Origin of the sequence: Dickeya ananatis (genome assembly GCF_019464615.1) — a bacterium.
Taxonomy (GTDB): domain Bacteria; phylum Pseudomonadota; class Gammaproteobacteria; order Enterobacterales; family Enterobacteriaceae; genus Dickeya; species Dickeya oryzae.
Window position 1 is genome coordinate 2,454,534 of the sequence record NZ_CP040816.1, and the last position, 12,476, is coordinate 2,467,009.

Genomic DNA, 12,476 nt, shown 5'->3' on the forward strand with positions numbered 1-12,476 from the left:
ACCCAACACAATAACGAGCAGACGAATAAATCGATGCGGTGTCGTGTTGCAACATGTCGGCAACACCATAAAAGCAAGGTGATGAAGGCGGATAATGGAAGCGGAGGTAACAGTGGGGGGTCATGCCGGACACACCAGCATTAAAAATGGCCCGCATCAATGCGGGCCAGCATGATCAAACAGCCTGTACCGGAATACGCTTTCCTGCCGCCGGGTCTGCCGGTGCAGCAAAGTTCAAATAGCGGTAAATATCTGACGCAGACTGGGACAGAACCGCCACCTGCTGCAAATACTCCGCCGCCGTAGGCAACCGACCCAGTATCGCCGCTACCGTACTCAGTTCAGCCGATGCCAGATAGACACTGGCGTCCGTCCCCAGACGATGCGGGAAATTACGCGTCGAGGTGGAAACCACATGGCTACCGGCTTTCACTCGGGCCTGATTCCCCATACATAGCGAACATCCAGCCGGTTCAATACGCACGCCTGATTTAATGAACTGGCTAAAATAGCCCTCATCGCTGAGTTGGTGGGCATCCATACGTGTGGGCGGTGCCAGCCAAAGCCGGGCGGCGATATCCCCTTGATGTTGCGACATCAGTTTACCTGCCGCACGGAAATGCCCAATATTGGTCATGCATGAACCGATGAACACTTCATCAATGCGGTTTCCTGCCACGTCGGAGAGGGTTTTCACATCATCCGGGTCATTGGGGACGCACAGAATCGGCTCGTTGATGGTTGCCAGATCGATCTCGATGACAGCGGCATATTCGGCATCGGTATCTGCTTCCAGCAACTGCGGGTCATCCAGCCACTGTTCCATGCGTTCAACGCGCCGGGCCAGCGTCTGTGCATCCTGATATCCCTCTGCTATCATGGTGCGCAGCAACGCCACGTTCGAGCGCAAATAGGTTTCCACTTCCGTCTGTTCGAGCTTGATGGTACAGGCCGCCGCCGAGCGCTCGGCCGAGGCATCCGCCAGTTCAAACGCCTGCTCGACGCTCAATCCGGCCAGACCTTCAATTTCCAGAATACGGCCAGAGAAAATGTTTTTCTTACCCTGCTTGGCCACAGTCAACAGCCCTTGCTGGATAGCAAAATAAGGGATGGCATGGACCAGGTCACGCAGCGTAATACCCGGCTGCATCTGCCCTTTAAAGCGCACCAGTACTGACTCTGGCATATCCAGCGGCATGATGCCGGTTGCCGCCGCGAACGCCACCAGACCGGAACCGCCGGGGAAAGACAGACCAATCGGGAAGCGGGTGTGGGAATCAGCACCGGTACCGACGGTATCCGGCACCAGCATCCGGTTGAGCCAGGAGTGAATGATGCCATCACCCGGACGCAGTGACACCCCATTACGCTGGGTGATGAAATCCGGCAGGGTTTTATGCAGATTGACGTCAACCGGTTTCGGGTAAGCCGACGTATGGCAGAACGACTGCATCACCAGATCGGCAGAGAATTGCAGACAGGCCAAATCTTTCAGTTCATCACGTGTCATGCCGCCAGTGGTATCCTGCGAGCCCACCGTGGTCATTCGCGGCTCGCAGTACTGCCCCGGACGAACACCGGCAACGCCACACGCTTTACCCACGATTTTCTGCGCCAGCGTATAGCCGCGTGATGACTCGGCTGGTGCCTGAGGCAAACGGAATGCAGTGCTTGCGGCCAGCCCTAACGACTGACGGGCACGTGCAGTCAGGCTGCGGCCAACGATCAGCGCAATACGCCCGCCCGCGTGCACTTCATCCAGCAGCACGTCGGTTTTCAGGCTAAAGCGGGTGATCAGGGTATTGTCATCATGGCGACGCACTTCACCCTGATAGGGATACACATCGATCACATCACCCGTCGACAGCGCGGTCACATCCATCTCGATTGGCAGCGCACCGGAGTCTTCCAGCGTGTTAAAGAAAATCGGCGCGATTTTCCCGGCCAGTACCACCCCACCAGCACGCTTGTTCGGCACGAACGGAATATCCTGACCGATATGCCACAGAATCGAGTTAGTGGCGGATTTACGCGACGAACCGGTGCCCACTACATCACCGACATACACCAGCGGATGCCCCTGCGCTTTCAGGGCTTGCATCTGCGCCACCGGGCCGATAGACCCCGGTTTATCCGGAGTGACACCATCACGAGGCACGTTCAGCATGCACAGAGCATGCAGCGGGATGTCCGGACGTGACCAGGCTTCCGGTGCCGGAGACAGGTCATCGGTATTGGTTTCACCCGCGACTTTGAATACCGTCAGCGTGATTTTTTCCGCCAGTGCAGGACGAGCGCTAAACCATTCGGCATCGGCCCAGGACTGTAATACCCGCCGTGCAGCGGCATTCCCCTGCCCGGCTTTCTTTTCAATCTCACCAAAATAATCAAATATCAGCAGCGTATGGCTAAGCGCTTTTACCGCTTCCTCGGCTAACACATTATTATCGAGCGCATCAATTAATGGCTGAATATTATAGCCACCCTGCATCGTCGCCAATAAACGCACAGCGGCAATCGAAGAAATTGCCGCAATAGTTAGCTCGCCACGCACTATTTCCCCCAGAAAGTCGGCTTTAACTTGTGCCGCATCATCAACGCCGGGGGAAATATGGTATGTCAGCAGGTCAAGCCACGCCGGAATATCGCCAGATGACTGATTTTCGGCGGCAGATAATTGAGCTACCAGCTCTGTCGTCTGCTGTGCAGTTAACGGCTTGGGCGGAATCCCCATTTCACGTCGTTCTGCAATATGGGCATTATAATGTTCTAACATGACAGCTCCTCTTACCATGCAATGGTAATTAATGCGTAATTAACGCCAAAATAAAAACAGGTTTGAGTTCAGAGTATTGACATAACAATTGGCGATATTATTTTTTACACCCGTCATTCGAATTATTTTTGGTAATACCCCAAATAATTCGAGTTGCAGGACAACACGCTCGCGTGTTGAACAACGCTACGCGTTGGCCCTTTAGGGCAAGGCTCGTTAGAGCCTTGTAACGCGGCAAGTGAGTGAATCCCGATGAGCTTACTTAAGTAAGTGATTCGGGTGAGCGACAAATCGGCATGCGCCGATTTGAACGCTGCTTGCAGCGGCCCGAAGGGCGAGGCCCATTGATGGGCCGAGTAACGCAGCCAACACACCTGCAACTTGAAGTATGACGGGTATATCATTTTCAGTCAGAGAATGCGCCCTAAGCCTGAAAAATAAATAACGATCAAACAGAGAAAGTCAGTGCCGCAATACTGGCTCGAAATAGCGGTGCTCCCTTATTACGGGTTCACCCAGCCAAATTACGGGTTCACCCAGCCAACCAGACACCGTTTTGGCGTCAGCATTACCACCAAAGCCGACACCATCCGCCGGTGAAGAACCCTCTGATCAGCGTGCGTCAAACCAGCCATGCAGCATGTCGTCGATGCGCCCTACCACCGCCGTCAGCGTATGGCGCTGGCTACGGGAACACTGATGAGCCGGTTCATCACACAGCAGACACCGACGAGGCTCGTGCGCCAGCAACGTTCGACTGACTGACCCGGCCTTCGGGCAGAACACGTCAAAATCCCACAGCCGCCCCAGCGGATGCTGCTCTTCCAGCGCAATCGCCGCCGCCTTCACGCTCAGCGCATCCTTGGTTATCGCCCAGAACGCCTCCGACCCCGTCTCCAGCCAGTGCAGCTGCTGCTCCCGCACCTCCCATCCCCGGGCCAGGCACAGGTCATTGAACGCCGCCACGGCTTCTGTCATCGCCCGACGGTACAGCGCCGAGTCCTTCACCGCACCGGGCGTCACCAGCGTCAGCGACACCACCGTCGACCGGTGCAACGCCAGCAGCTGCTGCTGGCGTGCATGGCGGCGCTCCTTCGCCGCCAGCAGGCTGTCCAGTGAAACGCTGACCGCGGCGCCTGTCGCTGCCTCGCTCACGCCTTGTCCTCTTTCACCTGACGCACCACGTCGATCACGCTGCCGTCACGGTAGCGGATCACCCCCACGATACGGTCGTGAAACTCAATCGCCTTCGGCTCGCCCACCAGCGCTATCGCCCGCTGGTACAGGTCTTCGATAGACATCACGCTCAGCCCGGCCTCGGTCAGGCGTTCCGCCACGTCCGGGCGCGACGGGTTCACCGCGATACCGTGGTCCGTCACCAGCACGTCTATCGCGCTGCCCGGCGTCACGCAGGTGGTCACCTGACGCACCACCGTCGGGATACGGCTGCGGATCAGCGGCGCCACCACGATGGTCAGGTTCGCCGCCGTCGCCACGTCGCAGTGCCCGCCCGACGCCCCGCGCATCACCCCGTCCGACCCGGTTATCACGTTCACGTTGAACTGGGTGTCGATTTCCAGCGCACTCAAAATCACCACGTCCAGCTGGTCGCAGCACGCCGCCTTGGCGCTCGGGTTGGCGTACACGTTGGTCGAGATTTCCACGTGTTGCGGGTTTTTCGCCAGCGACGCCGCCGCATTGGCGTCAAAGCACTGGGTGTCCAGCAGCGTCTCTATCAGCCCCTTCTCGTGCAGGTCGACGATGCTGCCGGTAATGCCCCCGAGTGCAAAGCGCGCCGTCACCCCCTGCTTGTGCATCCGGTCTTCCAGAAAACGGGTACAGGCGGTCGAGGCCGCGCCGGAGCCGGTCTGGATGGAAAAGCCCGGTTTGAAGTAGCCGGAATGGGCTATCACGTCCGCCGCCCGGCGGGCTATCAGCAGTTCACGCGGGTTGCTGGTCACCCGCGCCGCCCCCACACTGATTTTCGCCGGGTCGCCCACTTCCTCCACCGGCACCACGAAGTCCACCTGGTCCTGCACGATGCTGGCCGGCATGTTCGGGAACGGCACCAGGCTTTCCGTCAGCAGCACCACCGTCTTCGCGTAGTGCGCGTCCACCATCGCGTAGCCCAGCGACCCGCAGCGCGATTTCCCCGACGTGCCGTTGGCGTTGCCGAATTCGTCGCTGCTCGGCACCCCGAGGAACGCCACGTCTATCGTCAGCTCGCCGCTCTGCAGCAGGTGCACCCGCCCGCCGTGCGAGTGGATTTGCACCGGCTCTTTCATCAGCCCGTGCGAAATCGCGTCCGCCAGCTTGCCGCGCATGCCGGAGGTGTAGATACGGCTGATCACCCCGTTGCGGATATGCTCGATCAGCGGCGCGTTGCAGGTCATCAGCGAACTGGACGCCAGCGTCAGGTCCTTAAAACCCAGCCGGGCCAGCGTGTCCACCACGTGGTTGATCACCTTGTCCCCTTCACGGAACGCGTGGTGGAACGAAATCGTCATGCCGTCCTGCAGCCCGCTCTTGCGAATGGCCTCCTCCAGGTCGGCGCACAGCTTGCGCTGGTGTTTTTCGGTGACGTCATTCAGCCAGGGGGTGCTGTGGTTGGCACTGACGAACGGTTGCAGCGGGCTGTTTTCCGGGTATTGCTTCTGCAGTGCTTCAATAAAGTTACTCATGATCCAATCCTGTCATTGCGAGGCCCGCCAGCGCGCTGTCACGCCGCCAGCCGGCCAGTGCGGAAACTGTCGGTTAACCGGTCCGGGCCTACTGGCGCACGCCGGAGGCCAGCGCACGCTCCACCACCTGGCGGGCGTGGTTGATAATCGGGCCGTCGATCATTTTTCCGTTCAGCGAGATGACCCCCAGCCCGGCGCGCTCGCCCTCTTCCGCCGCCCTGATCACCAGGTGGGCGTAGTCCACCTCGTCCTGGGTCGGCGCGTAGGCGTTGTGCAGCAGTTCAATCTGGCGCGGGTTGATCAGCGACTTGCCGTTGAAGCCCAGTTTGCGGATCAGCTCCACTTCCTTCAGGAACCCGTCCTCGTCGTTGACGTTGGAGTACACCACGTCAAACGCGTCGATACCGGCGGCACGGGCGGCATGCAGCACCGCACAGCGGGCGTAGAACAGCTCGGTGCCGTCCCCGCGCTCGGTCTGCATGTCCATCACGTAGTCGAACGCCGCCAGCGCGATACCAATCATGCGCTCGGACGAGCGGGCGATGGACACCGCGTTGATCACCCCGACCGCCGACTCGATGGCCGCCATGATGCGGGTGGAGCCGACGGCACGGCCGCAGGCCTTCTCGATGCGCGCCAGGTGGTGCTCCAGCTCGTCGACGTCGTCGGTGGAGTCGGTCTTCGGCAGGCGGATGACATCCACCCCGCCACGCACCGCCGCTTCCAGGTCCTTGAGCCCGAACGGGGTGTTGAGCTGGTTGATGCGCACCACCGTCTCGATATCCCGGTACATCGGGTGCTGCAGCGCATGGTAGACCAGCAGGCGCGCGGTATCTTTCTCGCGCAGCGACACCGCATCCTCCAGGTCGAACATGATGGAGTCCGGCTGGTAGATGAAGGCGTTGGACAGCATGGCGGCATTGGCGCCCGGCAGGAACAGCATGCTGCGGCGCAGTTTTTTCGGTTGCGTGGTGCTCATCACAGTGTCTCCCAGTCAATCTGATCAATCTCGGCGGCACGCAGCACGGCGCTCTGCACCCGGGCCCGGATGACGCAGTCCAGCGCCCCCTTGTCGTCCACCACGATGGTGCCGGACTCGACGCCCAGCGCGCTCAGCGTGTCGTTCACCACCCGGGTGATCTGGTCGCCGAACTGTTTGATGACTTCACTGTTTATCACCACGGTCAGCTGGCCTTGCGCCGGCGCTACCTTGACCAGCAGGTCGCTGGATTCAAAGGTGCCCGCCAGGGCCTCCTTGATAATTTTCATGTTGGTTTTCCTGCCTGATACATTAAAAACACGTCACGCGCAGGCGAGTTCGCCATAGCGTTGTAAATGCGCAAACGTCGTCGCCGGCACAATCTGGCGGATGGCGTCGAACTGGCGCTGCCGCAGCAGCCGCCGGACCGCCGAGGCGGATATCGCCTGACCGTCGTGCTCGCGCGTGCGTTCGATTTCCACCACCGTCAGGGCCGGGGCGGGCACCCGCCCGTCCTGCTCCAGCCAGTGGTGCATGTCCTGGTTGTACTGGTGCGTCACCGGGCAGAACGGCTCGGTGCCGACAAAGCGCCGGGTGATGCCGAGCGCCGGGGCGATGTACTGGCGGAAGATAATCAGGTCCAGCGCCGCGTGCGCCTGACTTATCAGTTGGTCTTCCTTCAGGAAATAGCCCGGAAAGGTGGCCTTGGAAATCAGGTATGCCGACCCGGCGTGCACCGTCAGGTTGGGGATGTCCGCCACCCCCTGGCGCACCATCTCCAGCCGCTCGGCGAACGGGAAGAAGGAGACGTCCTCGCGCACCACGAAGATGTGCAGCCAGTCACAGGCCTGCGCGGCCTGCTCGGCCAGGTAGCGGTGCCCCAGCGTGAACGGGTTGGCGTTCATCACGATGGCGCCGATGTCCCGCCCCGGTCTGGCCTCGGCCGCCAGCGACTGGCAGTACTGCCTGATGCCGAGCGGCGTGTTCTCCATCAGCACCGCCTGGTCGTCATAGCAGGCAATCGGGTAGAAGCCGCAGCCGCGAAACGCCGTGATGTTGCAGGGACGGGTGTAGAGAAACAGGTGGAACAGGCCGCGCTCGGCCGCCAGCTGCACCACCTCGTTCACCACCTTCGCCCCCAGGCTGAGTTCGCGAAAGTCGGGGTCCACCGCCACGCACTTGATGGTGCTGGCGCACAGCCCGGCACAGGCCACCAGCCGCCCGTGATGCGTGCCGGCCACAAAAAACTCGACGTCCTGGTCCCGGTCCAGCTGGCAGCGCGCCAGCAGCGCGGTGATCTCCGCCAGTTCAGGGGACGGGACGCGCGCATCCAGCGTGGCAAACGTAACACTCTCGTCGTCATCGGCGTACATAACGGTTATCCTGCTTGTTGCTAGGCCCCGTCACCGCGGGGCTGACGCCGCCGGTCACCCGGCGGCGGGAACGATTCAGTGCCCGGCCGCCACGGACGCGGCACGCGGGGCGGTCACCGGCCGGACGGCCTCGCCGATGGTGTTGCGCAGGTGGCCGACCTTCTCGATTTCCACCTCGATGCTGTCGCCCGGCTTGAGGAACAGCGGCGGGGTGCGTTTCTTGCCGACACCGCCCGGCGAGCCGGTGATGATGACGTCACCGGCGCTGAGCGCGGTGAAGGTGCTGATGTATTCAATCAGGTCCGCCACCTTGTGGATCATGCTGGCGGTGTTGTCGTCCTGCACCATGCGGCCGTTGAGGAAGGTACGGATGGCCAGGGCGTGCGGGTCGGGGATTTCATCCCGGGTGGTGAGATAGGGGCCGAAGGCGCCGGTCTTCTGCCAGTTCTTGCCGGCGGTGAACCAGCTGTGCTGCCAGTCGCGGGCAGAGCCGTCCATGTAGCAGCTGTACCCGGCGACAAAGGACAGCGCGTCGTCACGGTGGATGTTCTGGCCGTTTTTGCCGATGATGACCGCCAGCTCGCCTTCATAGTCGAACTCGCTGGAGTAGTGGGGCTTGAGCACCGGGGTGCCGTGGCCGGTCTGGGAGTCGGCGAAGCGCACGAACAGGGTCGGTGCGGGGTTCAGCTCGTTGAACTCCTTGCGCTTGTCGGCGTAGTTCATGCCGACACAGAGGATTTTGGACGGCGCGACGATGACCGGCAGGAAGGTGACGTCGGCGACGGCGACATCCGGCGTGTCGGTCTGGAAGGCGGCGGCTTCGTGGAGCGCCTGGCCGGCCAGCAGGGCTTTCAGGTCGGCGTAGCGGTCACCGAGGCGGCTGCCCAAATCGATCAGCCCCGCCGGTGTGTGGATCCCGTAACTGTTTTTGCCCTGATGGCGATAACTTGCAAGTTTCATAATTACACCTGGTGTTAGTGCAACAGCGACTCTGTACCGGCTGGAAAACACTCTTCAGCAGCGGTATCCCTTTTTTATTTCTCAGGCTTTTCTGGTATGTGGATTATCGGGTAATGACTTACCCGATGATTCATTACAGATGGTTATTTATTGCTTTGCGCCGCGACTAAATTCACTCGTTGAATACCATTGAGGTAGGTCGCCACCAAAATGCCGCCAATCAACAACGTAATGATAAATGCGGTCATACCCAGCCAGCCTGCGGCCGAAAAGATAAGCCCATTGCAATAACCGACGACGGATCCGCCCATATAATAGAAGAACAGATACAGTGCCGTTGCCTGACCACGCGCATGGGTGGCATTTTTACTGACCCAGCTTAATCCGATAGAGTGGCAACCGAAGAAACAACCGGTAAACAGAATGGCACCAATCACAAACGCAGGCAGATTAGCGGTTAACGTCAGCAACATACCGCCGATCATAATCATGAATAACGCGGACAACACTTTCAGTGCGCCGTATTTTTGTGACAAACGCCCTGCTTGCGGCGCAGTAAAAAAGCTCATGATGAAACTAAAGGAAATCAACCCGGCATTGGCATGAGAAACGTTGAAAGGCTCACGCGCCAGATAGAAGGCCAGATAATTGTACAGAGAGGTAAACACACCAAAAATAATGAAGCTCACCACATACATCAGTGACAACTTTTTATTTTTGAAATGTGCCTGTGCCCCTTTGACGATGTAAGAAAAATTCAGGCTGGTGCTGGCTTTGAAGTTTTTCGATGCAGGTAAAATCACAGCAACCAGCAGTGCGGCAAACATCAGCGTCAGGGCAAAACCATAGAAAATGACATCAATAGACACATGCCCAATCAACTGGCTGGCAACCACGCGACCAGACATACCGCCAATCGAGTTACCAAACACAAAATACCCGGTCACCACACCGGCGACTACCGGAGCGACTTCTTCACTGATATACGCCGTCGCCGCTGCCGCGATACCACTTAATGACAGACCAATCACACCACGGACCATCACCAGCAATGCCCAGGATTTAACCAGCGGGCAAATCAGCGTCAGCAGGCCGCCCAGCATCAGCGATACCACAATCAGACGTTTACGTCCGTAACGGTCGGCCAATGTACCAGTAAACAACAACCCGATAGCCAGCATGGCGGTTTCTGCTGACAGAATAATACTGACCTGGCTGACTGGAATGTCATAATCTTTAGCCAATACAGGGAGTAATGGCTGAATAAAAAATAAAGAGGCCAGTTCAGCCAGGCCGGAAAAGGCCAGTGCGAAGATGACACGCAGATATTGCGTAATATTCACGGATGCTTCCTGACTTTGTGATGTAGGCGCCTTAATTGCACTCATAATAACCTCACAATATAGTTTTAGGGATACAGGGGAAATAAAACAACGATTTATTACATTAATTATTCTTAAATATCTTCCGTTTCCAGAGCGTATGAAGGAACATAAACATTACCGACAAATAACTTTCTTGCCGTTCGAATAACCGAAGCACGGATATCTTCGTGACGCTCACCATTTTTCATCAGCGACACGGCGATTTTTCCGCTAGGGTGTTCAATATTGACGTTTTCCAGGAAAGTCGTTCTGTCTTTTTCTGACAGCACATCCTGTGCCACGCTGCCTTCCACCACACAGGCGGTGGAAATACCAATAGACCCGGTAATCGCCAGCGAACGATGGCAGTTGTGCGGCATAAAGTAGCGCACCTGAATAGTGCCACCGGCATTCGGTGGGCTGAGTAATACGGGTTTTGGGATCACTTTATTACTGACATCACCCAACCCCATCGCCTGCCCGGCCTGCAAACGGATATGTTCCAGTCGTTGCATAAACGCCTGATCCGTTTCCAACGCCTGCGGTGATTCGCTCCCCGTCTTATCTAATGAACGGGCATCGATCAGCACCATCGGCATCGCCATATCAATGCAGGTCACCGCGACGCCATCAAACACATCGCGTACGTTGCCGGTGGGAAACAGTTTGCCGGTTTTACTGCCAGCGGAATTCAGAAAAGTCAGGCCGACCGGTGCCGCGCTGCCGGGTACCCCGTCGATTTCAGTCTCGCCGTCGTACTCTACGCATTGTTGTGGTGTGTGGATGTCGGCATCCACCATCGTCCCGGTATTCAGGTTACGAATGCGTACCCGTGTGGTAGGATGCCGTGCGGTCACCAGACCATGCTCAATCGCAAACGGCCCCACCGCGCACAGCATGTTGCCGCAGTTGGGTGTGGTATCAACCCGGCGCTCTTTGACCATCACCTGTGCAAACAGGTAATCGACATCCGCCTCTGGGTGGGTCGATTTGCTGACAATCGCGACTTTACTGGTTTGTGGCGCACCGCCGCCAATGCCATCGATCTCCAGCTCATGGCCGGAGCCCATCAAGGCCAGCAACACTTCGTCACGCTGTTGGTTATCTTGCGGTAAATCACTGGCCAGAATCACCGGGCCTTTCGATGTGCCACCGCGCATTAATACACAGGGAATCTTTACCATCACGTTCTCTCACGCTGTAACTGCTTCTGATGGCACAAGCATTCCATAGCACTATCAATGAATCTAATGTCAAAAAAATACCGATTAATTCATTTCTTGCATTAATCAGGGGGCGGGTACACATTATCTTGTCAGCCCCCCCGTCAACAGGAGAGAACCCCCATGCAGCATGAGCTTCAGGGCATTAAGGCATTTGTAAAAATTGCGGATACCGGTTGTTTTACGAAAGCCTCAGAATTGTTGCATATTTCTCAACCGGCGTTGACGCGGCGGATAAAAAAGCTGGAAGAGAGTCTTGGAACCGCACTGTTTGAACGTTCGACCCGCCGGGTCAGCCTGACCGCCGTCGGCAAAAGTTTTTTGCCTAACGCAAGAAACCTCATTGATTTTTATGAAAACTCGATCCTGAATATTCAGGAGATGGCCTCACACCAAACCGGTTTTGTCACGTTGTCGTGTATTCCAACCGCTGCCTTTTATTTCCTGCCCGCGGTGATTCGTAATTACAACGAACACTACCCGAATATACGCATTCGTATACTGGAACACAGCGCAAGCGACTGTCTGGACGCCGTGCTCAACGGGGACGCAGATTTTGGTATTAATATGATCAACGTCACACACTTTAATGTGGAGTTCATACCGCTGGTGAATGAGCCTTTTGTACTGGCCTGCCGACGCGACCACCCGCTGGCAGACAAGTCACTGGTGATGTGGGAAGAACTGGCCGATTACCCACTGATTGGCGTAAGACGCTCCAGCGGCAACCGGTTATTGATTGAACAGGCACTGGAAAACAGCGCCTGGAAACCTAACTGGTTTTATGAAGTACGCCACCTCTCCACCTCGCTGGGTATGGTAGAAGCCGGTTTAGGGATTGCGGCGGTACCCAGTCTGGCGATGCCGCGTGACGAACACCATGTGTTAGTGAGTAAGCCGCTGATAGAACCCGTCGTGCGCAGAACGCTCGGGGTGGTGCAACGCAAAGATTCCACGTTGAGTCCAGCAGCGGAGCGCTTTAAAGATATGTTGATGCATCTGTGGTCTAACGAGAAAAACAGCCCCTGGATAAGCAAATTCAACCTGTAAACACCGACTGGGCGGCACGCGCTGAGTGGTACCGTTCAACTCACGCACCGCACCATATGCGATGACAGGT

At 57.6% G+C, this 12,476-nt stretch carries 10 protein-coding genes; 1 reads left to right on the forward strand and 9 read right to left on the reverse strand.

What is annotated here, in order from left to right:
• Positions 1–175: 175 nt before the first annotated feature.
• The 9 genes from FGI04_RS10880 to FGI04_RS10920 form a co-directional block, all read right to left on the reverse strand.
• Positions 176–2,776, reverse strand: coding sequence for a bifunctional aconitate hydratase 2/2-methylisocitrate dehydratase (locus tag FGI04_RS10880; RefSeq protein WP_407321228.1), 2,601 nt, complete (start codon positions 2,774–2,776; stop codon positions 176–178).
• Positions 2,777–3,388: 612 nt separating this feature from the next.
• Entirely contained in the window at positions 3,389–3,931 is a 543-nt protein-coding gene (gene citX, locus FGI04_RS10885; protein WP_407321227.1) for a citrate lyase holo-[acyl-carrier protein] synthase, read from the reverse strand.
• Complete coding sequence (gene citF, locus FGI04_RS10890; RefSeq protein WP_407321226.1) at positions 3,928–5,457, reverse strand: citrate lyase subunit alpha; 1,530 nt, start codon at positions 5,455–5,457, stop codon at positions 3,928–3,930. Before citF ends, citX begins: the two co-directional genes overlap by 4 nt.
• 88 nt (positions 5,458–5,545) lie before the next feature.
• A complete protein-coding gene (gene citE, locus FGI04_RS10895) occupies positions 5,546–6,436 on the reverse strand; it encodes a citrate (pro-3S)-lyase subunit beta (RefSeq protein ID WP_407273533.1) in 891 nt (296 codons plus the stop codon).
• Entirely contained in the window at positions 6,436–6,726 is a 291-nt protein-coding gene (gene citD, locus FGI04_RS10900; protein ID WP_342701320.1) for a citrate lyase acyl carrier protein, read from the reverse strand. Before citD ends, citE begins: the two co-directional genes overlap by 1 nt.
• A gap of 33 nt (positions 6,727–6,759) precedes the next feature.
• Positions 6,760–7,809 carry a [citrate (pro-3S)-lyase] ligase gene (gene citC / locus FGI04_RS10905; RefSeq protein ID WP_407273534.1) on the reverse strand — a complete coding sequence of 350 codons (1,050 nt, stop codon included), beginning with the start codon at positions 7,807–7,809 and terminating at the stop codon, positions 6,760–6,762.
• 75 nt (positions 7,810–7,884) lie between these two features.
• Complete coding sequence (locus FGI04_RS10910; protein WP_012885224.1) at positions 7,885–8,769, reverse strand: fumarylacetoacetate hydrolase family protein; 885 nt, start codon at positions 8,767–8,769, stop codon at positions 7,885–7,887.
• A 143-nt stretch (positions 8,770–8,912) separates the two neighbouring features.
• The gene (locus FGI04_RS10915) at positions 8,913–10,157 is read right to left on the reverse strand and encodes an MFS transporter (RefSeq protein WP_342701332.1); all 1,245 of its coding nucleotides are present in this window, start codon (positions 10,155–10,157) and stop codon (positions 8,913–8,915) included.
• Positions 10,158–10,225: 68 nt separating this feature from the next.
• The gene (locus tag FGI04_RS10920) at positions 10,226–11,317 is read right to left on the reverse strand and encodes a 4-oxalomesaconate tautomerase (protein WP_342701333.1); all 1,092 of its coding nucleotides are present in this window, start codon (positions 11,315–11,317) and stop codon (positions 10,226–10,228) included.
• A 162-nt stretch (positions 11,318–11,479) separates the two neighbouring features.
• Between FGI04_RS10920 and FGI04_RS10925 the strand changes: the two genes are divergently transcribed.
• Positions 11,480–12,406 (forward strand): LysR family transcriptional regulator, encoded by a 927-nt coding sequence (locus FGI04_RS10925; RefSeq protein ID WP_342701334.1) that lies wholly within the window; start codon positions 11,480–11,482, stop codon positions 12,404–12,406.
• The last annotated feature ends 70 nt before the right edge of the window (positions 12,407–12,476 follow it).

Excerpts from the sequence above, each read along its gene's own strand:
- citC (WP_407273534.1), bottom strand. The coding sequence starts at position 7,809 with ATGTACGCCGATGACGACGAGAGTGTTACGTTTGCCACGCTGGATGCG.
- FGI04_RS10920 (WP_342701333.1), bottom strand. The coding sequence starts at position 11,317 with ATGGTAAAGATTCCCTGTGTATTAATGCGCGGTGGCACATCGAAAGGC.
- citD (WP_342701320.1), bottom strand. The coding sequence starts at position 6,726 with ATGAAAATTATCAAGGAGGCCCTGGCGGGCACCTTTGAATCCAGCGAC.
- FGI04_RS10880 (WP_407321228.1), bottom strand. The coding sequence starts at position 2,776 with ATGTTAGAACATTATAATGCCCATATTGCAGAACGACGTGAAATGGGG.
- FGI04_RS10910 (WP_012885224.1), bottom strand. The coding sequence starts at position 8,769 with ATGAAACTTGCAAGTTATCGCCATCAGGGCAAAAACAGTTACGGGATC.
- FGI04_RS10925 (WP_342701334.1), top strand. The coding sequence starts at position 11,480 with ATGCAGCATGAGCTTCAGGGCATTAAGGCATTTGTAAAAATTGCGGAT.
- citE (WP_407273533.1), bottom strand. The coding sequence starts at position 6,436 with ATGAGCACCACGCAACCGAAAAAACTGCGCCGCAGCATGCTGTTCCTG.
- citF (WP_407321226.1), bottom strand. The coding sequence starts at position 5,457 with ATGAGTAACTTTATTGAAGCACTGCAGAAGCAATACCCGGAAAACAGC.
- FGI04_RS10915 (WP_342701332.1), bottom strand. The coding sequence starts at position 10,157 with ATGAGTGCAATTAAGGCGCCTACATCACAAAGTCAGGAAGCATCCGTG.